Here is a 24,361-nt window from a genome sequence, read left to right as displayed (position 1 = left end):
ATCCGTTGGAGAACAAGACCTTTCCTATTAAGCACGAACTTTTTCGAAAGTCCCGTTTCGTTACGCAACTTTTACGGCGGTCGTATGAACACTGTCTTTCGCTTGGCGGTAGTTGAAGACTTACCCGCGCTACTGGAACTTGAACAGCAATGCTTCACCACGGACCGGCTCAACAGCCGCAGCTTTCTGTGGATGATTACCCGGGCCCACGGCCAGCTGCTGGTGGCCCAGCGTGACGAGCAATTGGTTGGTTACGCGGTGGTGCTGTTTCACCGCGGCACTTCGCTGGCCCGCCTTTATTCGATTGCGATCGCGACCGGGGCGCGCGGCAGCGGACTGGGCAAGCAGCTACTCGAACGCGTCGAGTCCTGCGCCCTTGAACATGATTGCGCCTACCTGCGGCTCGAAGTGCGTATCGACAACCCGGCGGCGATTGCCTTGTATGAACGCAACGGCTACCGGCGTTTCGCGCTGATCCATGACTATTACCAGGACCATGCCGACGCGCTGCGCCTGGAAAAACGCATCCTTGAGCACCGCGATTCGCGCAGCATCAAGGTGCCCTGGTATCGGCAAACCACCGATTTCACCTGCGGCCCGGCCTGCCTGCTGATGGCCATGGGGGCGCTGCACGCGGACCGGGTATTGGAACGCCGCGAGGAATTGCAGATCTGGCGTGAGGCGACGACGGTGTTCATGACCGCAGGCCATGGTGGATGCAGCCCTCAAGGCCTGGCACTGGCGGCATGGCGCCGGGGTTTTCGAGTGCGTTTGCAACTGAGCATGGACGGGCCGTTGTTTCTCGATGGCGTGCGCGATGAGCATAAAAAAGACGTAATGCGCTTGGTGCACGAAGAGTTCACTGCCCAGCTACTCGAAACTGATGTGGAGCAAGTCATCGGCGGCCCGCTGAACCTTCCACGGTTACTGGGCGATGGCGGACAGCCGCTGGTATTGATCAGCAGCTATCGGCTGACCCGCTCCAAGGCGCCCCATTGGGTGATCGTCACCGATTGCGATGACGAGTTCGTCTACCTGCACGACCCGGACGTGGACCACAGCCAACATCGTCAACCGATGGACTGCCAGCATTTGCCGGTCAGCCATGGAGAGTTCGACAAGATGTGCAGTTTTGGCCGGGGAAAGCTTCGGGCTGCGGTTATCCTGCATACCCGGTGACGCCACCTATCCAATGTGGGAGCGAGCCTGCTCGCGATGGCGGTTTCACATCCGCCACTGTTGGTGACTGATACGCCGCTATCGCGAGCAGGCTCACTCCCACAGGGGAAGTGGTGGTTTCAGGAACCAGTTACTTCAGGCCGATCTTGTACAGCCCGCCATCGTCCTCATCGGTCAGCACATACAAGTACCCATCCGGCCCCTGGCGCACATCGCGAATGCGCTTGTCGAGTTCGCCGAGCAAGCGTTCTTCGTGAACCACTTTGTCGCCATCAAACTGCAAGCGGATCAACTCCTGGCTCACCAGCGCACCAATGAACACATTGTGCTGCCATACCTTGAAGCGATCAGCGTCGTAGAACGCCATGCCGCTGAGGCCGGGGGATTTTTCCCAGACATGGCGCGGCGCCACGGTGCCTTCAGCAGCCTTGCCCTTGGCTTCCGGGATCGGCTGGCCGGAATAGTTGATGCCGTGGGTCGCCAGCGGCCAGCCGTAATTCTTGCCGCGTTCGATGATGTTGATTTCATCACCTCCCTGCGGGCCATGCTCGTTCTCCCAGAGAACGCCGGTCCACGGATTGAGCGCCGCGCCTTGCGGATTGCGCTGGCCATAGGACCAGATTTCCGGGCGCACACCGGCCTGACCGACAAAGGGGTTGTCGTCTGGCACCTGGCCGTCGGGATAGATGCGCACGACCTTGCCTTGCAACTTGTCGAGGTCCTGGGCCGTCGCCCGGTCATTGTTTTCGCCGAGGGTGATGAACAGATAGCCGTCGCGATCAAACACCAATCGTGAGCCGAAGTGGTTGCCGACCGAAAGCTTGGGTTCCTGACGGAAAATCACTTTGAAATCCTTGAGGGTTTTCAGGTCCTCGGACAATTGCCCGCGCCCTACCGCCGTGCCGGCCTTGTCGCCCGCACCGCCGCCCTCGGCGTAAGACAGATAAACCGTGCGGTCCTGCTTGAAGTCGGGTGACAACACCACGTCGAGCAAGCCGCCCTGCCCCTTGGCCCAGACCTTTGGCACGCCATTGATCGGTGCCGACAGTTTGCCGTCGTACTCCACCACCCGCAGATTGCCGGGCCGTTCGGTGACCAGCATGCCCTTGCGATCGGGCAGGAACGCCAAGGCCCACGGATGTTCCAGGCCCTTGGCAACTTGCCAGACCTCAAGGGTGCCCTGCTCGCTGTTCATGTCCTGGGGCGCCGCCGCGAAGACGGGTGCCGTGGCGGTGATCAGTACGCTGGCGCAGAAAGTGGCCAGGAGGGTTTTACGCAACATGCACGATTCCTTTTGTCGTTCGAATGGCTGGCAAGAACCTGTCCTGCCGTTCAACGGTTGCTGGTGTCTGCGTCTCGATGAGGCGGATTGGGAATGAATTTGGGTGGGCTGGCGGGGGCGGTTCGGTCCTGCGGATAGCGATTGCCGATGCCACCGTTATCAAGGGTAGGCGGCCGCGGCACGGGCACGGTGTTCGGCCCGCGAATGACCGGAGCGCCGGGCTGCGTGCCTTGCATGCTATTGGGATTGGCCCGGCGGATCGGGCTGTTGTAAGGGTTGTTATTGCCGGTGCCCGTTGGGCTTTGGGCCAGCAGTAAAGAGGACGAAGGCACTGCGACGTCGGCCTGGGCAAGAGTGCTCAACAGGCCGCTGAATGCCAGTACGGTGCAGGCGAGCACGAATCTGTTCATGGGAGGCCTCCGGGCGTCAGCGTGGATAGGGTCTTCGATAGCACGCTACGCCCGGGGTTCGGATTTGTTAACTAAAACCTCTTTCACAAGATGTAACACCAGTTGACCGCCCCGCAGGACCGGGCCGCAGCCCGCTGAAACTTTTGCGCCGCGCGGCAGGTCACCTGAACACATCACTTGCGAGTAGACGACCATGGCACGGGCAATCTGGAAAGGCGCAATCAGTTTCGGGCTGGTGCATATCCCTGTCGCGCTGGTCTCGGCGACCTCCTCGCAAGGCGTGGATTTCGACTGGCTCGACAGCCGCAGCATGGACCCGGTGGGTTACAAGCGCGTCAACAAGGTCACCGGCAAGGAAGTCACCAAGGAACACATCGTCAAAGGTGTGCAGTACGAAAAAGGCCGTTACGTGGTGCTCAGCGAGGAAGAGATCAAGTCGGCGCACCCATTATCAACGCAGACCATCGACATCTTTTCCTTTGTCGACGCCGATCAGATTCCCCTGCAAAACATCGACACGCCCTACTACCTGGCGCCGGACAAACGCGGAGGCAAGGTTTATGCGCTGTTGCGCGAAACCCTGAGCAAAACCAATAAAGTCGCCCTCGCCCACGTTGTCCTGCATACCCGTCAGCATTTGGCTGCGTTGATGCCACTGGAATCGGCGATGGTGCTGGTGATGCTGCGTTGGCCCGCCGAAGTGCGCAGCCTCGATACGCTGGAGCTGGGCGCTGAAGTGACCAAACCCGAACTGGCCAAGGGCGAACTCGACATGGCCAAGCGTCTGGTGCAAGACATGAGCGCCGACTGGAAACCCGAAGATTACCGCGACAGTTTTGAAGACAAGATCATGGCGTTGGTCGAGAAAAAGGCGAATGAAGGCAAGATTGAGGATGTTGAAACGGCGACGGGTGAAGAGGAACGTAAAACGGCTGATGTGATTGATTTGACTGAGCTGCTTAAACGTAGTCTTGGGGGCAAAGGTGCCGCTAAGGCCAAACCGGCGGCTAAACCTGCTGCGCAGAAAAAAGCCACGAAGACTTCTCGTGGCTGATTGTTGGTTTTGCGGTGGAGGTCAGGGCCCCTTCGCGTGCAGGCTCGCTCCTACAGGTGATCGCGGTCAACTGTAGGAGCGAGCCTGCTCGCGATGGGGCCATATGTAACAACACAACATTCAGATCAGCACAAAAACCGCCAGCAACCCACCAAAAATCGCCCACTTTTCAAGGTAATAAAGTTTGCGATTACGCTTCTTCAGCGCCTTGCCCCGCAAGCGAAACTTGTAGATTTTGGCGAACAAACGGTTGATGCCACCGGTCTTGTCCCCCGCATCATTCGGCGCGCCCGCCGCCGACATCACATTACGGCTGAACCAGCCGTTGAACGCCGACGCCCAGCGGTACTTCATCGGCCGCTCGACGTCGCAGAACAGAATGATGCGGTTCTGCTGGGTGGTGTTTTCAGCGTAGTGAATGAAGGTTTCGTCGAACATCACCGCTTCACCGTCGCGCCAGTGGTAGTTCTCACCATCGACGTTGATGTAGCAACCGGCCTCATTCGGCGTTTCCAGGCCCAGGTGATAACGGTAAGAGCCGGCATACGGATCGCGGTGGCGGACCAGTTTGGAGCCCGGCGGCAACTCGGCGAACATCGCGGCTTTGATCGACCCGATGCTTTGCACCAGTTCAGTGGTGCGCGGGCAGAGTTTCGTCGCCGAAGGATGGCTGTCGCCATACCACTTCAGGTAAAAGCGCTTCCAGCCCGTCTTGAAGAACGAGTTGAAACCGACGTCGTCGTATTGGTTCGAGCGCTTGATCTCCCCGGCCCGAAGCAGGTTCTGGCCTTCCGCGCGAATTTCTTCCCAATGCTCCTGCAACGGACTCAGGTCCGGGAAATCGGCCGGGTCGAGGTAAGGCTTGTTGGGGATTTTCGAAAACATATAAAGGAAGCAATTGATCGGCGCCAGAAACGACGAGTGATCGCTCAATTGGCGGCCCAGCTTGTGGCGCACCCGACCGCGCAGGTGGACGTAAGCAATGGATATTACATAAATAGCGGCAATAATCAGTTTCACAGAAATCGTCACACGTCAGAGGTGAACAAACTGCTTCCCTCCAGGCCTCGAAGCCCTGGGATCTTGTGCAGCGTCTGAATACGAAACAGCGTTTCCCGGATGGCCCGTCCTAGAGCCTGCCGATAGTCGGCTTCAGGTAGAAAAATGGCATGTTAGTCTCATTTTGTAACCAATAGTTAACCTTCAAATGTGAAAATCTGTCCGTTGATGCCGCCAAAGCGCCCGCGCAACCTCAACGCCCTATCGTTTAAAGAGCCAGACCAGTACAATCGCCGCCAAACATTACGCGCCCCCCTTGGTTGATGACGGGAATGAACCCCGTCTCAGCGCACTTCGACTCGGGCCAAGCGCTCCATATGCTGCTGTCCACTTATTGCCAGATGGACCTTCCGCTTCTGACCGGGATGCATTTCCCGTGGTTCGGATACCGGAAACGGGTACTGAATCGGTACTGCCGCAACCCTAGCTACTCTGAATGCTTCGCAGGAAAAACCTTTGATCTCTACAGCTAACATCACGATGCAGTTCGGCGCCAAGCCGCTTTTCGAAAACGTTTCGGTCAAATTCGGCGCGGGCAACCGCTACGGTCTGATCGGCGCCAACGGCTGCGGCAAGTCGACCTTCATGAAAATCCTCGGCGGCGACCTCGAGCCGTCCGGCGGCCAGGTCATGCTCGAGCCGAACGTGCGTCTGGGTAAATTGCGCCAGGACCAGTTCGCCTACGAAGAATTCACCGTCATCGATACCGTGATCATGGGTCACGAAGAGCTGTGGAAGGTCAAAGCCGAGCGCGACCGTATCTACTCGCTGCCGGAAATGACTGAAGAAGACGGCATGGCGGTGGCCGAGCTGGAAACCGAATTCGCCGAAATGGACGGCTACACCGCCGAATCCCGCGCCGGTGAATTGCTGCTGGGCCTGGGTATCGGCATCGAGCAGCACTTTGGCCCGATGAGCGAAGTGTCCCCAGGCTGGAAACTGCGCGTTTTGCTGGCTCAGGCGCTGTTCTCCGATCCTGAAGTGCTGTTGCTCGACGAACCGACCAACCACCTGGACATCAACACCATCCGCTGGCTGGAAAACATTCTGACCCAGCGCTCCAGCCTGATGATCATCATCTCTCACGACCGTCACTTCCTGAACAGCGTGTGCACCCACATGGCTGACCTGGATTACGGCGAGCTGCGCCTGTTCCCGGGCAACTACGACGAGTACATGACCGTGGCGACCCAGTCCCGCGAGCAGCTGCTGTCGGACAACGCCAAGAAGAAAGCGCAGATTTCCGAGCTGCAATCGTTCGTCAGCCGCTTCTCGGCCAACGCCTCGAAAGCCAAGCAGGCCACGTCCCGCGCCAAGGCAATCGACAAGATCCAGCTGGCCGAGGTCAAGCCTTCGAGCCGTGTGAGCCCGTTCATCCGTTTCGAACAAACCAAGAAGCTGCACCGTCAGGCGGTCATCGTCGAGCGCATGGCCAAAGGCTTCGACGGCAAGCCACTGTTCAAGGACTTCAGCTTCCAGGTTGAAGCTGGCGAGCGCGTGGCGATCATCGGCCCGAACGGTATCGGTAAAACCACCCTGCTGCGCACCCTGGTCAATGAACTGACCCCGGATGCCGGCACCGTGAAGTGGACCGACGCCGCGGAACTGGGCTACTACGCCCAGGACCACGCCCACGACTTCGAAGACGACTGCAACCTGTTCGACTGGATGGGCCAATGGACCCAGGGCGGCGAGCAAATCGTTCGCGGCACCCTCGGCCGCATGTTGTTCTCCAACGACGAGATCCTCAAGTCGGTCAAGGTCATCTCCGGTGGTGAGCAAGGTCGCATGCTGTTCGGCAAGCTGATCCTGCAAAAGCCGAACGTGCTGATCATGGACGAACCGACCAACCACTTGGACATGGAATCCATCGAAGCGCTGAACCTGGCGCTGGAAAACTACCCGGGCACGCTGATCTTCGTCAGCCACGACCGTGAGTTCGTATCGTCGTTGGCCACCCGCATTATCGAGTTGAGCCCTAGCGGCGTGATCGACTTCAGCGGGACTTATGATGACTACCTGCGTAGCCAGGGCGTTGTGTTCTAAGCACTCGCTATAAATGAAAAGCCCTGTCCTGGTGACGGGGCTTTTTGCATTTCAGGATCAAGAAATGCGTTGTCTTTGAGGACCTCTTCGCGGGCAAGCCTCGCTCCTACAGGATTTGCGTCGTGCGCAATTGATATGGACGACATTGATCTTGTAGGAGCGAGGCTTGCCCGCGAAGGGGTCCTCAGGCACAACGAATATAGTTAGCCTGCTTCCTTTTATTTCCCACCCGCGCCATGATGCAGCTCTCCCACCGCCGCCCGCGAACGAGCCCTCATGTCTGCGCAGCAACTGCCACCGCAAAGCTCCATGGCGATTACCCTGCAGATCGTCTCCATCGTTTTCTATACCTTTATTGCGTTCCTCTGCATCGGCCTGCCGATTGCGGTGTTGCCGGGCTATGTGCATGAACAGCTGGGTTTCAGCGCGATCGTCGCCGGGCTGACCATCGGCTCCCAGTACCTGGCCACCCTGCTCAGCCGCCCCATGGCTGGGCGCATGTCAGACACCATTGGCACCAAACGGGCGATTGTCTACGGCCTGTCGGGGATCGTGCTGAGTGGCGTGCTGACGTTGATTTCAACAATGCTGCAAAGCTTTCCACTGCTGAGCCTGTTGATCCTGATTGCCGGACGCTTGTTGCTCGGCATCGCCCAGGGCTTGATTGGCGTGGGCACAATCAGTTGGTGCATGGGCCAGGTCGGTGCGGAACACACCGCGCGCTCGATTTCGTGGAACGGCATTGCGTCTTACGGCGCCATTGCGATCGGTGCACCGCTGGGCGTGGTGATGGTCGCCGAATACGGCTTTGTCAGCCTGGGAATAGCGCTGTCACTGCTGGCCCTGGCCGCACTGTTGCTGATCCGCAACAAACCTTCGGTGCCGGTGATTCGCGGTGAGCGTCTGCCGTTCTGGGCGGTGTTCGGGCGTATTGCGCCGTTTGGTGCGAGCCTGAGCCTGGCCTCCATCGGTTACGGCACCCTGACCACCTTTATCACCTTGTATTACGTCAGCCGTGGCTGGACCGGTGCGGCCTACTGCCTGACGGCCTTCGGCATCTGCTTTATTTTGTCGCGATTGCTGTTTATCTCAGCGATCAGCCGCTTCGGCGGTTTCACCTCGGCGATTGCCTGCATGAGCATTGAAACCGTGGGCCTGGTGCTGCTGTGGCTCGCGCCCTCGACCGCTTATGCGCTGATCGGCGCGGGCCTGGCCGGGTTTGGTCTGTCGCTGGTGTACCCGGCGCTCGGGGTGGAAGCGATCAAGCAGGTGCCCAACTCCAGTCGTGGCGCGGGCTTGAGCGCCTATGCCGTGTTTTTCGATCTGGCACTGGCGATTGCCGGGCCGTTGATGGGCGCGGTGGCGTTGAACCTGGGGTATTCGTGGATTTTCTTTAGTGCGGCGATGCTGTCGGTGACCGGACTCGGTTTGACCTTATTGCTGAAACGCCGCGCAACAACCTGACACCTGTGATCCCCTGTAGGAGTGAGCCTGCTCGCGATTGCGGAGTACCAGACAACAATAATGTCGACAGACACACCGCAATCGCGAGCAGGCTCACTCCCACAGGGGAATTGCGCAGACTATTGATCCGCAGTCTGCATCCCGGCCCGGGTCGGTTTGCCCAGCGCATGGGAGAAGAACCGTCCGGCTTCGGACACCATGTTGCGATGGATGTCTTCGCGGTCGACGCCATCGGCATCGGTGCACAGCGCCGGCATGGCGGCGATCTGCTCTTCGTTGCAAGGCGCCATGAACACGAAGTGCCCTGCCCCGGCCAGCAATTTGAAGTCCGGTGCGATCGGCAGTTTGCGCGCCAGCGCAGCGGCGTTTTTATCGAATGCCACCAGTTTGTCGCCATCCCCGCTGTAAAGCAGCACCGGCACATGCACGTCGGCCAGCGTGTGGCGGCCGAACTTCAGGCTCAGCGGCGCCATCAGCAGCAATGCATGCACGCGTGGATCAGCCACGGGGTGCAAGTCATCACGGTCGACAATCAACTCGCCTTTGGTGTTGCAGGCATCGCGGTCGTCCGGGCGCTCCTGGCAATAGCGGCGCAGACGATCCAGGTCAGGCGTTGCGCCGGAGAGGATCAACGCCGTTTCGCCACCCGCCGAATAACCAATCACGCCCACCTGATCGGCATTGACGAAAGGTGCAAGCATGCGATCACCCAAGGTGGCGGTAATGGCTTCGGAAATCTGGATGGGCCGGCCATAAAGGTTACTCAACGTACCGAGGCGGCTGTGGTCTTTGGAGTTGTCACCGGGGTGGATCACCGCGACCACCACAAACCCTTTGCGCGCCAGTGATGTGGCGAGGTCGTGCAGCGCCAGCGGGGTTCCGGTGTTGCCGTGAGACAGCATCAGCATCGGGAAACGGCCCATGGCAACGCGGGTGTCTTCACCGGCTTCGACGGTGTAACCCTCGATTTTGCTGGTGTGTTCCCGGTCGCTGGAGGGATAGAACGCGATGGCGCGCATCGGCTGCAAATCCAGAGGGTCGAGAAAACTCATCTCATGGAAACCGACGCTCCAGTGAGGATGCGGCGCAGGCGCGGCGTGCACTGAATTCAAGCTGCTGAGCAGGCAAATCAGTAATGTTGCACAAAGACGCACCATGGGATGCCCCACCTTGTTCCTGGACCGGAGTCGGTAACCCTCGACTGCATAACCCGGGCCACAATCTGTAATGACCAGAAACAAAAAACTCCGTATCTGGCACTTGCGTGATCAGAATACAGAGTTTTTTGGGTAGTGCCTGAGCTGTTTGAACTCTTTACGCAAGTCTTACGCAGCGGCGAACAACTGCTCGCTGATTTGCGTGTGAGCGTCGCTCATGGCTTTGGTGCGCACTTCGTCACCGTAGGCCAGGCCATGGGCGCGAACAAACTCAATGTCGGTGATGCCGATGAAGCCGAACAGCACCTTCAAGTACTCTTCGTGGGCAACGCCAGTGGCTTGACCGGCATGCAGACCGCCAGACGTCGAGACGATCACGACTTTCTTGCCACCGCACAGGCCTTCAGGGCCGGCTTCGGTGTAGCGGAAGGTCTGACCGGCAACGGCAATGCGGTCGATCCAGGCCTTGAGTTGGGTAGGAATGGTGAAGTTGTACATCGGCGCTGCGATCACAACGGCATCAGCCGCGAGGAATTCGGCCAGGGTGTTGGCGCTCAGCTCGGCTTCGTGCTGTTGCGCAGCGTTGCGCAGTTCAGCGGTGGTGCCGGCGGCAACCAGGGTGGTGGCGGAGAAATGGCTGATGGCATCGGCGGCCAGGTCGCGGTAAGTCACGACTGCGGTTGGCTCGGCGGCTTGCCACGCTTTGACGACTTCGCTGCTCAGCAGACGGGAAGCCGAGTTGTCACCAAGAATGCTCGAATCGATATGCAACAGTTTCATAAGGGATCTCCAGGTGAGGATCGCCACCGGGCGATCTGATGGGGAGGATCCTACAGATGAAACCAATAGCTGATTAGCCCGCAACAATGCGATAGTTCGTCCCACTGATAGAACAATCGGGTTCCCACCATGCAAGACCTCAATGACCTCTACTATTTCGCCAAGGTGGTCGAAGCCGGCGGCTTCGCAGCGGCCGGGCGATTGCTGGGGATTCCCAAGTCCCGACTGTCGCGACGCATTGCCGAGCTGGAAGAACGCCTAGGCGCGCGCCTGCTGCAACGCACCACCCGCCAGCTCAAGCTGACGGCGGTGGGCGAACGTTACCTGCGGCACTGTCAGGCGATGCTGCTGGAAGCGGAGATGGCCGATGAAGCCGTGGCCAGTATGTCCAGCGAGCCCCGGGGACGCTTGCGGGTTTCCTGCCCCGTCGGCCTGGCCCACGAAATGCTGCCGATGGTGATCAGCAGATTCCTTGAAAAGTACCCCCAGGTTCAACTGGAAGTCATGCTGATCAATCGCCGGGTCGATCTGGTGACCGAAGGTGTCGATGTCGCGCTGCGGGTCCGTGATTTGGGCGACGAGGATCCGCTGCTGGTAACCCGTCGCTTGCGCCAGGCGCAGATGGCGATGGTCGCCAGCCCGGCCTTCCTGCACGAACGTCAGATCAACCACCCCGAAGACCTGAAAGCCTTGCCGGTGCTAGGCGCACTGGAAGCCGACCGCATGGTGCACATCCGCATGCTCGATCAACAGGGCAAAAGCTATGACTTGAGCCTGGAGGCGCGATTGGGCATCGACGACTTCATCGTGCGCAAGGCCTGCACGCTTGCTGGCCAAGGCTTCACAATGCTGCCGATGATGTATTGCGAACAGGAACTGGAAAATGGCTCGCTGGTGCAGCTGTTGCCCGACTGGTCATTGCCTGGCGGCTGGCTGCAAGCGGTCTACCCTCATCGGCGCGGGGTGATGCCGGCCGTGCGTGCCTGGATCGACCATCTGATCGAATCATTCAATGCCTGTGGGGACCGATTGATATGAAGGCTGGACGCATGAGCGAAGAGGACGTCGCGCAATTTTGTCTCGCACTGCCCGGCGCGCGGGAAGACTATAAATGGGGAGGCGTTCGGGTGTTTTCGATTGCCGGGAACAAGATGTTCGCCTTGCAGAACCTGCGCGGCGATTCCCTGGCCTTCAAGGTCGACAAGGATCTGTTCCTCGGGCATTGCGACCGCCCCGGCATTCACCCGGCGCCGTATCTGGCGCGGGCGCAGTGGATCATCATGCAAACGCCCTACCCGCTGGGAGCCGAAGAACTGCAAGGATTGCTGCAACGTTCCCACCAACTGGTGGTGAGCAAACTGCCCAAGCGCACCAAGGTCAGCTTGCTGCTTTAGAACAATGCGAACAGATGGGCACCAAGGAACAGCTGGTCGATCCAGAACACTTGGTGCATCAGCACAATGAGCCAGAACACTAGCTGAAACGAAACCTTGCGGGTCTTGTGCCGAAACACTTGCTGGGCCAGCAAGGCGCCCGGCCAGCCACCCGCCAGCTCAACGGCGTGCAACACGTTTTCCGGGGTCCGCCAGCTGTCGGCGCGCGCCTTGCGTTTGTCGCTCCAATACAGAAAGAACGCCAGCACGCTGACGATGCCGTAGGCCGCCAGCGGAATCAGCGAAACCCCGCGCAGCCACAGCGACACCGAACCCGTCAGCGGCAGCGCGCACAGGATCGCCAATACCAGCAATTTCAACCGTGGATGCTGGACCCGCTCTCCCCCGGACCGGCGTCCAGGGTTATTGCGCGCGCTGGCGTCACTCATGGTTGGACTGCGGTCCAGTCGACCCAGCCAAACTGCCAGGTGGCCAGGATCACCAGGCCGAACGCGATGCGATACCAGGCGAATGCCGCGTAGCTGTGACTGCCGATGAACACCAGCAGCGCCCTGACGGCAATCATCGCGAAGATGAACGCGGTGACGAAGCCGATCGCAAACACCGGAAAATCAGCCGGCACGAACAGGTCGCGGTACTTGTAGCCTGAGTACACCGCTGCCGCGACCATGGTCGGCATCGCCAGGAAGAACGAGAACTCCGTGGCAGTCTTGCGCGACAACCCGAACAGCAAGCCGCCAATGATGGTCGAGCCGGAACGCGAAGTCCCGGGAATCATGGCAAGGCATTGGGCAAAGCCGACTTTCAGAGCGTCTTTCCAGGTTATTTCGTCGACGGTGTGTGCGTGCACTTCGTGCTGGCGCCGTTCAGCCCACAGCATGATGATGCCGCCCACAACCAATGCCGTGGCCACGGTGATCGGGTTGAACAGGTAGTGGTGAATCAAATCAGAAAAAATCACCCCCAGCACCACGGCCGGCATGAAGGCGATCAGCAGGTTCGCGGTAAAGCGTCGGGCGCTCGGCTGAGTCCGCAAGCCAGTAACCACATCGAAGATCTTGCGGCGAAACTCCCACACCACGGCCAGGATTGCCCCAAGCTGGATAATGATGTTGAAAGCGATGGCCCGTTCGCCACCGAAGTTGAGCAAGTCCGCCACAATAATTTGGTGACCGGTACTGGAAATCGGCAAAAACTCCGTCAGCCCCTCTACAACCCCAAGAATCAATGCCTGCAAGGCGGTCCAAAGTTCCATCAATCCCCCAAAGGCGATGCGCCAAGGCATGCCCCATTAGTTTTTTAAGCGTTCATCGCGCCAAGCGTAGCTGAAGTCCCGCGCACAAAGGATCCAGTCGGAACCGTAAAAATTCCGTGAAAGATCGACTTGGATTCAGGTTTTTCCGCGCGGGGCCGAAATCCTATCAGACAAGCCTCGATAACGCTGCCGCGTAATGAGACTTGGGTCGCATATGCCCGACCGGCAAAGCGTGGTTGGATGCTGGCTATCGTTTATTACAAGAAAAAGAAATCGGAGTGACAGCGTTATGAACAGCTTGCGCAGTGTGTCGATCAGCCGACGCTTGTGGCTCATCTTGATCGTGTCGGTGGTGATGTTATTGACGTTGGGCGTGTTGATGCTCAAGCAGATCCATGACGACCTTTACCAGGCGAAGGCTCAGAAAACCCAGCACGTGGTGCAGACCGCCAGCGGCATTCTGACCTACTACCACGGCCTGGAAACCGCTGGCACTCTCACCCGCGATGCCGCGCAGAAACAAGCGCTGACAGCCGTGCGCGGTCTGCGTTATGACCAGAACGATTATTTCTGGATCAACGATCTGACGCCGGTGATGGTGATGCACCCCGCCAACCCTAAACTCGATGGCCAGAACCTCTCGGCAATCCGCGACCCGGACGGTTTTGCACTGTTCAACGAAATGGTTGCCGTCGCCAAGGCCAAGGGCGCCGGCACGGTCAACTACCGCTGGCCTAAACCGGGTGCCAGCGCCCCGGTCGAAAAAACCTCCTACGTCAAATTGTTCGAGCCTTGGGGTTGGGTGATTGGCTCGGGCGTGTACATCGATGACATGCAGGCTGAGTTCTATGGTCAGGTGTGGAAGGCTTCTTTCGTCGGCCTGGTGATTGCGCTGATCATGGCGCTACTGGTGATCATGATCGCTCGCAGCATCGTGCGTCCGCTCCAGGCTACCGTGACCGCCATGGCCAATATCGCCAGCGGTGAAAGCGACTTGACCCGCAGCCTCGACACCCATGGCCAGGATGAAGTCACTCAGTTGGCCCGTCACTTCAATGCCTTCACCGCCAAACTGCGCGGGGTGATCAGCGAGCTGCAAGTGTCCGCCAGCGCCTTGGGCCAGTCTTCCAGCGAACTGGGGAACGACGCCGCCCAGGCTCAGCAACGCAGTCAGCAACAGTCCCAGCAAATGGAGTTGGTGGCGACCGCGATCAACGAAGTGACTTACGGCGTGCAGGATGTCGCCAAGAATGCCGAGCACGCGGCCAGCGAAATGCGCGATGCCGAATCCCAGGCACAGCAGGGACAGATCAACATTGACGGCAGCTTGCAGCAGATCGACAAATTGTCCGGCACCATCGATCAAGCGGTTGAAGTGATTCGCACCCTGGCGGCTGAAAGCAATCAGATTGGCAGCGTGCTGGAGGTTATCCGCTCCATCGCCGAGCAAACCAATCTGCTGGCCCTCAACGCCGCTATTGAAGCCGCCCGCGCCGGTGAGCAAGGCCGAGGGTTTGCGGTGGTGGCCGATGAAGTGCGCCTGCTGGCCCAACGCACCCAGAAGTCCACGGCGGAGATCCAGTCGATGATCGAACGCCTGCAAACGCACTCCGAAGCGGCGGTCAAAGTGATCGGCGACAGCAGCAGAGCCTCGCAACTGACCATCGAACAGGCCGGTCTTGCGGGCGCCAGCCTGAATGCAATCGGCCAGGCGTTGCGCAACCTCAACGGGTTGAACGCGTCTATCGCCAGCGCGACCCTGCAGCAAGCCCATGTGGTGGAAGACATCAATCAGAACGTCACCCAGGCCGCGGGGTTATCCCACAGCACCGCGCTGGCGGCGGAGCAGTCGAGCGTGGCCAGTGTCCGGCTCAAGGACTTGAGCGAGCAGTTGAACGGGCTACTCAAACAGTTCCGCGTGTAAAAACACCCTCTTGTAGCAGCTGCCGAGCCCGCGAGGCTGCGTTCGGCGACGCAGTCGTCGTAAACCCTGCAAACGCGGCTTTCCTGATGCGCCGCGGGGGCTGATTTCACGACGACTTCGTCGTCGAACGCAGCCTCGCGCTGCTCGGCAGCTGCTACAGGCCGCATGAGTCGGTTCTACTTGGCCGCGCGTGTCGGTACAATCCGCCCCCTCTTTTGTCTCCCCCAAGGAACCTCCATGTCCGGGCTTGAACTGTTTGCCGCCACCCTCGGCGTGATTGCCGTCTGGTTGACGGTCAAACAGAACCCCTGGTGCTGGCCGATCGGCCTGGTCATGGTGCTGCTTTACAGCTGGATCTTTTTTGAAGTGAAGCTGTATTCGGACATGCTCCTGCAAGTGGTCTACGCCGGGCTGCAACTCTACGGCTGGTGGCAATGGACCCGTGCGGGCGAGGCGAATACCGGCCGACAGGTCAGCCGCCTCGATGGGAAATCGATTGCTTTGGGCCTTCTGGCCGGCGCCATTGGCAGTCTGTTGCTGGGTGCCGCCATGGCGCACTGGACGGATGCCGCCCAGCCATGGCTCGACGCTGCGCTGGCCGGGTTCAGCCTGGTGGCGCAATTATGGATGGCGCAAAAACGCGTGCAATGCTGGCCGCTGTGGATCGCCGTTGATGTGATTTTCGTCGGGCTGTTCATCTATAAGGACATGTACCTGACCGCTGCCCTCTATGCTCTGTTCCTGTTGCTGGCCGTGCAAGGCTGGCGCGAGTGGCGCGCCGACCCGGCATTGCGCGCATGAAGGTGCTGGTGCTCACAGGCCCGGAATCCAGTGGAAAAAGCTGGCTTTCGAGTGAGATTCACGCCAATTTTGGCGGCATATTGGTCGAAGAGTACGTTCGGTATTTTATCGACAGCGAAGCTCGAGAAACCCGCTACGATGACGTTACTTCCATAGCGAATGGCCAGCTGACTTGGGAAGATGAAGCACGCGCAAGACAACCATCCCTGTTGATTCTCGATACGCACCTCTTGAGCAACATCCTTTGGAGTCGCACCTTGTTTGGCGATTGCCCGACATGGATCGAGCAAGCATTGCTGGCACGGCAATACGACCTGCATTTGCTACTGAGCCCTGAAACCGTGGCCTGGCATGACGACGGGCAACGTTGCCAACCGAAACTGGCAGAACGCCAGGCGTTTTTCCAGGCCAACCGCCAATGGCTTGACCGGCACCACCAGCCTTGCCAGGTACTGCAAGGTGACTGGAAACTGCGCAAGGACGCGGCATTCGAGGCTGTGACTCGCTTGCTCAAGGCCTGACAGGGTTGCCCACCCTGCCAAAGATGTTCCATTTCTGAAACACCTTCACCTGTGCAGAGCCGCGAGCTAAAGCGGTCCGAGCGCTTCAGCACCAATTTGTAAAGCCACTGATACAACTTGCCTTCAACGCCCCTGACGAGCAATGCCGCCAGCATGGGCGGCGCTTTGGCGTGAGTCTGTCTCAGTGGCGTTACAAAATTTTTTTGACTACCTCGACAATTAAATCCAACCCACTGTTTATAAAAGAAAACCTGAAAGCGGCACACCTTCTGCTCTCTACCTCGCAACGCTGATAAGGGCCAGCGTTCCAACTACAGAAGGAATTGCCGCCGTGGGGAAATTTGATCAACGCATCTATAGCCTCCTGCTGATCGGATGCGCACTGGGCTCAAGTGTCTGCCTGCCTGTACAGGCTGAAAACGGCATCATTCTTATCAAACGTGATGTCCAACCGCGCAACGCAACGATTCCACCGTTGATTCCCGATCCTAACCCCACGACCGTCAATGCCAACCCGTCCAAACAAATCCTCCAGCAAACGAACGAGTTGAGCGACGGCGACTTTGCCAACGTCGCCAGTGGTGCAGGCATCAACAACCTGGTCACACAAAACACCAACAACCTGGGCGGCAATATCAGCAACCAGACCCAGCTTTCCAACCTCCCCGCTGGACGCTCGGGAAACTCGGGCAACGGTATTGCCAACATGGTCAATTCAAACGTCCAGCAGGGCCTGGGTGCTCTGAAAATCATAACGGGAGACCGTTAAGATGAATCGTACGCTGCTCTTTATCGCCATGTTTTGCAGTGCATCGATCTTTGCCCAACCTCCCGTCATCAATAACGCCGACATCGACGGTTCGGGCATGCAGTACCAGGGCAACCTCACGGTCAACCAGGCGGCGGGCGATTATCAGCAACAGGCCAATGCCCGGGCCATCGCCATTGGCACCAACGCCAGTGCAACCACACAGATTCGCCAACGGCTGCGTACGCAAGTCGACCCAAGGATCGATGCCCGATCCAGCATTCAAGGCGACTCATTCAGCCACGGCAATGGCGTACTGGGTGTCAACCAGAGCACGGGCGCGAGCAACCAGCAAGCCAATGCCCTGCGGATAAGCATCAGTACACAGCCGCAAAGTATCGACGACAGCGTCCTCATGCAACAGAACGTGGCGCTGCTCAACAACTCCGATCCGACTGACTCTGCACCAGGCTATCGCCAGGTCACTACCAGTGACCAGGCTTTCACCGGTAGCCGTGGGGTGATTCAGTTGAATCAGAGCGCCGGGGTGGGAAACCGAACGGCCAACACCCTGAGCGTACGGGTCGCGAATTGACCCAAAAAGGTAAGAAACAACACTTAACCTAAAATAAGTACGGAGAATCACCATGAAACCTTCGATGGCAATAAAGCCTCTGGTATTCGCAATTGCTGCGGTCATGGCTGTTGCTGTACAAGCTGGGGAGCGTGACAACCACCACAATGGGGGCCACCACAATGGGGGCCACCACAACGGTGGTCATCACACCCCTCCTCCAACAAAGATCCCTGTTTACGCGACTGCCAATGCCTGGGATAACCAGAGCAGCACCGGCAACCGCATCCGTAACGAAGGGACTGTCAACGAAGCCGAGATGACCAGCTCTGCCACAGGCACCAGTGGCAACGTTGGTGTCAACGTGGCTGCAGGCAATGGCAACCAACAAGACAACGCGGCCGCCATTGCAAACGCTGCTTCTGACTCCAGTCTCGACAACAGCTTCGTGTTCGGCACTGCCTCCGCTACCGCTAGCGTGCGGCAATACAGCAACAATAACCGGGTCGACAACTACGGCAGCACATCTTCTGCCGTTATGAGTGGATCGGGTAATAGCGGCAGCGGCAACATGGGTATCAACATTGCTGGCGGCGACCTGAACCAGCAGAAAAACACCATGGCCATTGCCAACACCAATGCCCCGCTCGGTAACGCAACAGCCACCGCCTCTGCCGATCAAAACGGTCCTGGCCTGGTTGTGAACAACAACGCCGATCGGACTTATCGCGTGGATACAATCACCGTTACCAATACGGCGAGCGGCAGTTTCTCTAAAGATAAGTCGTTTGAGGCGAGCGGCAGTCAAAGCGCTTCTTCGAGCTGGAATAAAGCCGGTTCCAAAAGCTATGACGCCAGCGGTTCAAAAAGCGTTGATATAAGCGGTTCCAGCAGCAGTAATGCAAGCGGTTCCAACAGCAGTAATGCCAGCGGTTCCAACAGCAGCAGTGCAAGCGGTTCTTCGAGCGCTTCTTTGAATGCTTCCTTGAGCGCTACGCTGGACGCTGCTGCGGCGGCTTCCCACTCCACTACCGTCAACAACGGCTGGGGCGACCGCACCCGCAGCAGTTCTTCCGACGCATCTTTGAACGCATCGCTCGATGCAACGCTTGATGTATCGATAGACAAATCGTATGACAGATCGCACGAGTCCTCGTACGACAAATCTCGCGACTCGTCGTATGACAAATCGCGCGATTCCTCGTTCGAAAAATCGTACGACAAGTCGTACACCAAGTCGCGTGACTCTTCGTACGAAAAATCGGGCAGCAAATCGTCCGAGTCTGAGTACGCAAAAGCGAAAGCCTACAGTGAAAGCAGCTCTTATGATTTGAGCAACACCTACTCTTATCAAGTGCTGACTCCAACTGGCTGGGCCAACCCTGTGACCAACACTGCAACCCTGAGTGGTTCGGTGAATGGCGGCAGCGGCAACCTGGGCGTCAACGTGGCTGCCGGTGTGGGCAACCAACAAAGCAACTCGCTGGCCATTTCCAACAACTCGTTCTAATGGCTGTCTTTGGAGGCCCCCTTACGGGGGCCTTTTTCAACACCTCCGGGGGCGTCCCATCATGCGCATTACTGCCTTGGCATTTTTGCTTTGCGTGGCCAGTGTGATCGAGGCTGCACAAATGCCGCTTTCCGTCCTGCCGGGTGGCGCGCTGGTGTACAAGCCGATCCAGAGCGTTCGTGAACGTAAATTTGAGGACCTGGTACAACAGAAAACCGACTTCAGTTGCGGCGCGGCTGCGCTGGCGACCCTCTTGCGCCAAGCCTATTGGCTGGACGTGGATGAAGAGCAGATCATCGAAGGCATGCTGGCTCACTCCGATCAAGATCTTGTCCGCGTACAGGGCTTCTCCATGCTCGACATGAAGCGATACGTGGAAAGTATCGGCATGCGGGCCCGTGGCTACCGGGTAGCGCCGGAAACGTTGAGCGACATCAGAATTCCGGTGGTGGTACTCATGGATATTCGTGGCTACAAACACTTTGTGGTCATGCAAAGAATCCATAACGGCTGGGTCTATATCGGAGATCCGGTACTCGGTCATAAACGTTACAAAATTGATGACTTCGTCAAAGGCTGGAACGGCATCATCTTTGCCGTCATCGGCCAGGGCTACGACAAAACCAATGCATTGCTCGACCCGCCCCTGCCACTGACCGCCAGGAACCGCATAAACGCCTTCAGCCCGGTGCAAGACGCAGAGTTGATGGATTTCGGATTCATCCAAAGCGACTTCTTCTAATAACAAAGGAGCACGACGCTCCGGGAGCATCCCATGAAGACTCCAATCTGGCTGGCCGTACTTTGCCTGGCCGCCAGCCTGCCGACCGAGGCACAGACATTCAAACCCATCGAACTGAAAGACCAGGAATTGGCAACCCTGCGTGGCCGCTATGTCATGCCGGGACGGATTGTCAGTTTCGGCATTGCGATGACCAGCACTTGGCGAAATGCCAACGGTGAAGTGATCGGCGCAACGTCCACGATGCAAATTCAACAATCGACCATCAAGCCACAGTTCTATGTGTCAATGATCGACGAAAAAGGTAATGGCTCAGCGCGCTCGCAAAACACGGGCACGGGCACCGTCACTGGCGGCAGCGGCCTCAACACCACCGAAGGCGTCACTCAAGTCGTGCGGGCTGCCGGCGATAATAATACGGCCTACAACAACGTTGATATCAACATTACAAAAGCTAACCAGGCGCCAACAACGCAACAGCAGGGCCAGGCACTGGCCGCAGGCACGACATTGGTCGGCGCCAATGGCGCGGGCTCGCTCAGCGTTTCCTCGACAGGTACGGGTGTGCAACTCAACATCATGGCCAACAACAATCAGGGCAGTACCGTACAACGCCTGGCCCAGGGTGGGCTGATGCAGAATACGACTTTGCTCGGCAGTAGCAATCAGGTCCGCAACCTCACTTCCTTCAATGTCGTGCTGCGTGACAACGTGCCGACAGCCGGATCGGTGAGCGGCAACCTGGACCAGCTCAAAGGTCTTCGCACTATCGGATTCTGATCTACGCTCAGTCTCATCAGATGTAGTCAGAAGGGACGGCTAACCCATGCACCGATCTTTAACGTTCAGAGCTTTCGTTTGTTTGAGTAGCCTGGCCCCGGCCACTTTGCTATACGCAGCACCGGACCCCCAGGTCGAAATCCTAAAACAAGAACTCATGGAGTTGAAACAGCGTTACGAAGCACAACAGAACGCGCTGATGGTCCTTGAGCAACGCGTTCGCCAAGTCGAAGAAACACCGGCGACACCCGCTCCCAAACGCCTGACCAAATCCCCCGCCGAACCGGCCAGGGGTGGTCAGGCGGTGGCCGCCGGTGCGCCGGGAACCACAGGCAGTTCCTATGGCCAATCGCTCAAGGATGATTCGGAGCCTGCGCAAAGCGTTTCCAACCTGTACGACGAAGCCAGCGGCTTCTTCGGTGGCGGCAAGTTCAGCGTCGAAACCGGCCTGACCTACACGCATTACGATACCCGTGCATTAACGCTCAACGGCTTTCTGGCACTGGACTCGATTTTTCTCGGCAACATCAACCTCGACCGCATCAAGGCCGACAACTGGACACTGGACCTGACCGCCCGCTACAACGTGGCGCAACGCTGGCAGTTCGACATTAACGTCCCCGTGGTTTATCGCGAATCGACGTATTCCTCCGGTGGCGCCGGAGGCGCAGGTCCGGTGACGTCAGACGCAACCGTTACGCGGGATCCGACCATCGGCGACGTGAACGTTGGCATTGCTTACAAGTTTCTGGACGAGTCGGCAAATCTGCCCGATGCGGTCGTTACACTGCGCGTCAAGGCACCAACCGGTGACGACCCTTACGGCATCAAGCTGATCGAAGACCCGAACAACGACAACCTCGCGGTACCCGAGGACTTGCCTACCGGCAATGGTATCTGGTCGATCACCCCGGGGATTTCGCTGGTCAAGACGTTCGACCCGGCCGTACTGTTCGGTAGCCTGTCCTACACCTACAACGTGCAGGACTCTTTCAGCGACATCAGCCCACAGGTCGGCTCCAAGGTGAAAGGGGACGTAAAACTGGGCGATTCCTGGCAGATCGGCGCCGGCATTGCATTCGCCTTGAACGAGAAGATGAGTATGTCGTTCTCGTTCACCGATCAGTTCGCCCGCAAGAGCAAGATCAGGCCGGACGGGGGCGACTGGCAATCGATCACCAACAGCGATTACAACTCTGCCAACTTCAACATCGGCATGACCCTGGCAGCCACCGATAACCTGACGATCGTGCCCAACCTGGCCATCGGCCTGACCGACGACTCGCCAGACTTTTCCTTCAGCCTGAAATTCCCGTACTACTTCTGATCCACAACGACAAAGCCCCGCTGCGACTTTAATCCCAGCGGGGCTTTTGTTTGTGTGTGGACCTAAAAAGCTCGCAGCCTCGTTTCACTCGACAGCTGCTACAGGATGAACGCATTCCAATGTAGCAGCTGTCGAGTGAAACGAGGCTGCGAGCTTTTGATCTTGCGTCTAACGGATCTGATGCTTGTGCAACAAACGGTAGAAAGTGGGCCTGGATATCCCCAGCACCTTGGCAGCGATGCTCAAATTATCGCTGTGGCGGTTAAGTACATCGCACAAGGCCTGGCGTTCAGCGCGGGTCTTGTAGTCTTCCAGCGTGCCCATCGGCGCGGCAATCGTATGCTGGCTGATCAGCCCCAGGTCTCGCGCTTCGATCTGCCGGCCTTCGGCCAATACCAATCCTCGACGGACCCGGTTGGCCAGCTCGCGAACATTGCCAGGCCAGTCATGCTTGCCCATGGCAATCAAGGCGTCGTCGCTGAAACTGCGAGGGCGGCGGCCGGTTTCATGGCTGTAGAAGTGGGAGAAATGGTTGGCCAGCATCGATAAGTCACCATGACGCTCACGCAGTGGCGCAGTGACGACTTGCAGCACGTTCAGGCGGTAGTACAAATCCTCACGAAAGCTTTTTTTCTCGACCGCCGCCTCAAGGTCGACGTGAGTCGCCGCCAGTACCCGCACATCCACCGGAATCGACTGGCTGCCGCCGACATGCTCGATGTGTTTTTCCTGCAGGAAGCGCAGTAGATTGGCTTGCAACTCCAGTGGCAGGTCACCGATCTCATCGAGAAACAGAGTGCCGCCATTCGCCGCCTCGATACGACCGACCTTGCGTTGGTGGGCGCCGGTAAAGGCGCCCTTCTCGTGGCCAAACAGTTCGGACTGGATCAAGTGTTCGGGAATGGCCCCGCAATTGATCGCTACGAAAGGTTTGCTGTGGCGCTGGGATTGTCGATGGAGCGTGCGGGCGACCAGTTCTTTACCGGTACCGCTTTCGCCCCGGATCAGGACCGGAGATTCGGTGGGCGCCAGTTTGCTGAGTAACTTACGCAGCTCACGAATCGGTTTGCTATCGCCCAACAGCTCGTGCTCTGGCTGATCAATGTGAACCGTGCCCTGACCACGCAGGCGCGCCATACCGAACGCTCGACCCAGCGTGACTTGTACCCGGGAAACGTCAAACGGCAAGGTATGGAAGTCAAAAAACCATTCGCATACAAAGTCCCCGACATTTTGCAGGCGCAGGACTTCCTGGTTGAGCACGGCGATCCACTCGGTGCCGCTGTGGCTGATCAATTCCTTGACGGCTTCCGGGCGTTCCAGATGAAAGGGTTGTAATCGCAACAGGCCAACGTCGCAGGTTCGGTCGGCGGCGTTTTCCAGGGAACAGCTGTCAACATCCCAGCCCACAGAGCGCAGACCCGGCAACAGGCGATGGCAGTCGTCGCAGGGGTCAACTACTAACAGACGTCGTAACGCAGGCGTTTCGATCATGACTGTTCCTTGACGCCAAACTTTAGGAAATATTATTAAAAACAGTCGTTTGGCGGATCTGGCTGTAACATTAGCAAGAATTTGACGCACCCTTGTACCGTTTGACTATAGGGACGTCGCGTTATTAGTTATAAGAACACGTTTGTTAGTTACCTAACGAGTTCCAGCCTTTCATTCAGCTTTCAAGCACCGCCCCTGCATTGAGTATATGAAAAAAAGTTGAAATTTCTTTTGATTGTGTGTGACCTGACCCCCGGTTGAGGGCATCAGTACAAGTAACCAGCCGAACGGTAAGCCCAACCGACGGCCTGTCACTTGATTGGGCATAATAGAGAGACGATCCCATGACCGCCCCGCTCCGTATCAACGAAGCTCTTTTGATTGCCAACCGCGCATTCCAACCTTTTCAATGCGTGGCCTGGGCCCCACAAGACGGCAATGGCGAACTCAGCCTGACCATTATCGACCGCACCAATACCCACATCGGCCGCACGCAAATCCCATGCAGTACGTATTCCGACCCGGCGCAACTTGCACACCTTCTGGAAGAAGCTCGCGCTGAACTGAGCGAAGAAGGTTATGCGTTGCAATCGTGGTCGATGCCGCATTAATAGATTCGCGTTTAAAGCGTAAAAAAGATCGCAGCCTCGTTTCACTCGTCAGCTCCTACATCGAATACGGATTTCTATGTAGGAGCTGACGAGTGAAACGAGGCTGCGATCTTTTTGCTTTATTACTTGGCAGGCTTGTCAGTGGTTCGAAAAGACACTGTTCTGGCACAATGCGACCCTCCACCTGTTAGTTGTGACAGTTGTGCAATCGATCATTCAGGGATTGAATGTTTTGCACACGCAGTTGCC

24 protein-coding genes and 1 pseudogene are annotated in these 24,361 nt (G+C 58.0%); 17 read left to right on the top strand and 8 right to left on the bottom strand.

Going from position 1 to position 24,361, the window contains the following annotated elements:
• The first annotated feature begins 84 nt into the window (after window positions 1–84).
• Window positions 85–1,179 carry a ribosomal protein S18-alanine N-acetyltransferase gene (gene rimI / locus ACYZTY_RS12850; protein ID WP_461958794.1) on the top strand — a complete coding sequence of 365 codons (1,095 nt, stop codon included), beginning with the start codon at window positions 85–87 and terminating at the stop codon, window positions 1,177–1,179.
• 130 nt (window positions 1,180–1,309) lie between these two features.
• On the opposite strand, the gene ACYZTY_RS12845 is transcribed toward rimI, so the two are convergent.
• Together ACYZTY_RS12845 and ACYZTY_RS12840 are read right to left on the bottom strand one after the other, a co-directional pair.
• Entirely contained in the window at window positions 1,310–2,461 is a 1,152-nt protein-coding gene (locus tag ACYZTY_RS12845) for a PQQ-dependent sugar dehydrogenase (protein ID WP_461958793.1), read from the bottom strand.
• 50 nt (window positions 2,462–2,511) lie between these two features.
• Complete coding sequence (locus ACYZTY_RS12840) at window positions 2,512–2,871, bottom strand: hypothetical protein (RefSeq protein ID WP_461958792.1); 360 nt, start codon at window positions 2,869–2,871, stop codon at window positions 2,512–2,514.
• 193 nt (window positions 2,872–3,064) lie between these two features.
• Here ACYZTY_RS12840 and ku point away from each other — a divergent pair, with 193 nt between their 5' ends.
• Window positions 3,065–3,925, top strand: coding sequence for a non-homologous end joining protein Ku (gene ku, locus ACYZTY_RS12835; protein WP_461958791.1), 861 nt, complete (start codon window positions 3,065–3,067; stop codon window positions 3,923–3,925).
• Between the two features lie 120 nt (window positions 3,926–4,045).
• Here ku and lpxO read toward each other — a convergent pair whose 3' ends face one another.
• Window positions 4,046–4,945: a lipid A hydroxylase LpxO gene (lpxO, locus tag ACYZTY_RS12830; RefSeq protein WP_461958790.1), complete on the bottom strand. Its 900-nt coding sequence runs from the start codon at window positions 4,943–4,945 to the stop codon at window positions 4,046–4,048.
• Window positions 4,946–5,440: 495 nt separating this feature from the next.
• On the opposite strand from lpxO, the gene ACYZTY_RS12825 reads away from it, so the two are divergent.
• Both ACYZTY_RS12825 and ACYZTY_RS12820 read left to right on the top strand, forming a co-directional pair.
• A complete protein-coding gene (locus ACYZTY_RS12825; protein WP_010460520.1) occupies window positions 5,441–7,030 on the top strand; it encodes an ABC-F family ATPase in 1,590 nt (529 codons plus the stop codon).
• A 276-nt stretch (window positions 7,031–7,306) separates the two neighbouring features.
• A complete protein-coding gene (locus ACYZTY_RS12820; RefSeq protein WP_461958789.1) occupies window positions 7,307–8,494 on the top strand; it encodes an MFS transporter in 1,188 nt (395 codons plus the stop codon).
• 119 nt (window positions 8,495–8,613) lie between these two features.
• On the opposite strand, the gene ACYZTY_RS12815 is transcribed toward ACYZTY_RS12820, so the two are convergent.
• On the bottom strand, window positions 8,614–9,651 hold the full coding sequence (locus ACYZTY_RS12815) for an alpha/beta hydrolase family protein (RefSeq protein WP_461958788.1): 1,038 nt from the start codon (window positions 9,649–9,651) through the stop codon (window positions 8,614–8,616).
• A gap of 168 nt (window positions 9,652–9,819) precedes the next feature.
• The gene (locus ACYZTY_RS12810; protein WP_461958787.1) at window positions 9,820–10,431 is read right to left on the bottom strand and encodes an FMN-dependent NADH-azoreductase; all 612 of its coding nucleotides are present in this window, start codon (window positions 10,429–10,431) and stop codon (window positions 9,820–9,822) included.
• 129 nt (window positions 10,432–10,560) lie between these two features.
• Here ACYZTY_RS12810 and ACYZTY_RS12805 point away from each other — a divergent pair, with 129 nt between their 5' ends.
• Window positions 10,561–11,469 (top strand): LysR substrate-binding domain-containing protein, encoded by a 909-nt coding sequence (locus tag ACYZTY_RS12805; RefSeq protein WP_461958786.1) that lies wholly within the window; start codon window positions 10,561–10,563, stop codon window positions 11,467–11,469.
• The gene (locus tag ACYZTY_RS12800) at window positions 11,466–11,825 is read left to right on the top strand and encodes an MmcQ/YjbR family DNA-binding protein (RefSeq protein WP_461958785.1); all 360 of its coding nucleotides are present in this window, start codon (window positions 11,466–11,468) and stop codon (window positions 11,823–11,825) included. The genes ACYZTY_RS12805 and ACYZTY_RS12800 overlap by 4 nt, the downstream gene beginning before the upstream one ends.
• Here ACYZTY_RS12800 and ACYZTY_RS12795 read toward each other — a convergent pair.
• Together ACYZTY_RS12795 and ACYZTY_RS12790 are read right to left on the bottom strand one after the other, a co-directional pair.
• Window positions 11,822–12,253 (bottom strand): DUF1294 domain-containing protein, encoded by a 432-nt coding sequence (locus ACYZTY_RS12795; protein WP_461958784.1) that lies wholly within the window; start codon window positions 12,251–12,253, stop codon window positions 11,822–11,824. The two genes, ACYZTY_RS12800 and ACYZTY_RS12795, sit on opposite strands and share 4 nt — an antisense overlap.
• Window positions 12,250–13,080 (bottom strand): undecaprenyl-diphosphate phosphatase, encoded by an 831-nt coding sequence (locus tag ACYZTY_RS12790; RefSeq protein ID WP_461958783.1) that lies wholly within the window; start codon window positions 13,078–13,080, stop codon window positions 12,250–12,252. The genes ACYZTY_RS12795 and ACYZTY_RS12790 overlap by 4 nt, the downstream gene beginning before the upstream one ends.
• A gap of 196 nt (window positions 13,081–13,276) precedes the next feature.
• On the opposite strand from ACYZTY_RS12790, the pseudogene ACYZTY_RS12785 reads away from it, so the two are divergent.
• From ACYZTY_RS12785 to ACYZTY_RS12740, 10 genes and pseudogenes are all read left to right on the top strand, one after another.
• Window positions 13,277–14,098 (top strand): annotated as a pseudogene (locus ACYZTY_RS12785) (cache domain-containing protein); the annotation flags it as partial.
• Between the two features lie 171 nt (window positions 14,099–14,269).
• Entirely contained in the window at window positions 14,270–15,004 is a 735-nt protein-coding gene (locus ACYZTY_RS12780; protein WP_371928399.1) for a methyl-accepting chemotaxis protein, read from the top strand.
• A 237-nt stretch (window positions 15,005–15,241) separates the two neighbouring features.
• Window positions 15,242–15,805 (top strand): nicotinamide riboside transporter PnuC, encoded by a 564-nt coding sequence (pnuC, locus tag ACYZTY_RS12775; protein WP_131058628.1) that lies wholly within the window; start codon window positions 15,242–15,244, stop codon window positions 15,803–15,805.
• Entirely contained in the window at window positions 15,802–16,326 is a 525-nt protein-coding gene (locus tag ACYZTY_RS12770) for an AAA family ATPase (protein ID WP_461959308.1), read from the top strand. Before pnuC ends, ACYZTY_RS12770 begins: the two co-directional genes overlap by 4 nt.
• 331 nt (window positions 16,327–16,657) lie before the next feature.
• Window positions 16,658–17,095: a hypothetical protein gene (locus ACYZTY_RS12765; protein WP_461958782.1), complete on the top strand. Its 438-nt coding sequence runs from the start codon at window positions 16,658–16,660 to the stop codon at window positions 17,093–17,095.
• 1 nt (window position 17,096) lies between these two features.
• The gene (locus tag ACYZTY_RS12760; protein WP_131058631.1) at window positions 17,097–17,669 is read left to right on the top strand and encodes an adhesin; all 573 of its coding nucleotides are present in this window, start codon (window positions 17,097–17,099) and stop codon (window positions 17,667–17,669) included.
• Window positions 17,670–17,721: 52 nt separating this feature from the next.
• The gene (locus tag ACYZTY_RS12755) at window positions 17,722–19,158 is read left to right on the top strand and encodes a heme utilization protein (protein ID WP_461958781.1); all 1,437 of its coding nucleotides are present in this window, start codon (window positions 17,722–17,724) and stop codon (window positions 19,156–19,158) included.
• 61 nt (window positions 19,159–19,219) lie between these two features.
• Window positions 19,220–19,900, top strand: a complete 681-nt coding sequence (locus ACYZTY_RS12750; protein WP_461958780.1) for a C39 family peptidase — start codon at window positions 19,220–19,222, stop codon at window positions 19,898–19,900.
• Window positions 19,901–19,933: 33 nt separating this feature from the next.
• The gene (locus tag ACYZTY_RS12745; protein WP_461958779.1) at window positions 19,934–20,680 is read left to right on the top strand and encodes a hypothetical protein; all 747 of its coding nucleotides are present in this window, start codon (window positions 19,934–19,936) and stop codon (window positions 20,678–20,680) included.
• 46 nt (window positions 20,681–20,726) lie between these two features.
• A complete protein-coding gene (locus ACYZTY_RS12740) occupies window positions 20,727–22,007 on the top strand; it encodes a coiled-coil domain-containing protein (RefSeq protein ID WP_461958778.1) in 1,281 nt (426 codons plus the stop codon).
• A 168-nt stretch (window positions 22,008–22,175) separates the two neighbouring features.
• On the opposite strand, the gene ACYZTY_RS12735 is transcribed toward ACYZTY_RS12740, so the two are convergent.
• The gene (locus ACYZTY_RS12735) at window positions 22,176–23,501 is read right to left on the bottom strand and encodes a sigma-54 dependent transcriptional regulator (RefSeq protein ID WP_461958777.1); all 1,326 of its coding nucleotides are present in this window, start codon (window positions 23,499–23,501) and stop codon (window positions 22,176–22,178) included.
• Window positions 23,502–23,845: 344 nt separating this feature from the next.
• Between ACYZTY_RS12735 and ACYZTY_RS12730 the strand changes: the two genes are divergently transcribed.
• Complete coding sequence (locus ACYZTY_RS12730; RefSeq protein ID WP_461958776.1) at window positions 23,846–24,112, top strand: hypothetical protein; 267 nt, start codon at window positions 23,846–23,848, stop codon at window positions 24,110–24,112.
• Window positions 24,113–24,361: the final 249 nt, after the last annotated feature.

The sequence above is a fragment of the Pseudomonas sp. LB1P83 genome (assembly GCF_054897885.1).
Note: the sequence above shows the minus strand (reverse complement) of the source record. Positions and strands in the feature narration are given on the sequence as shown.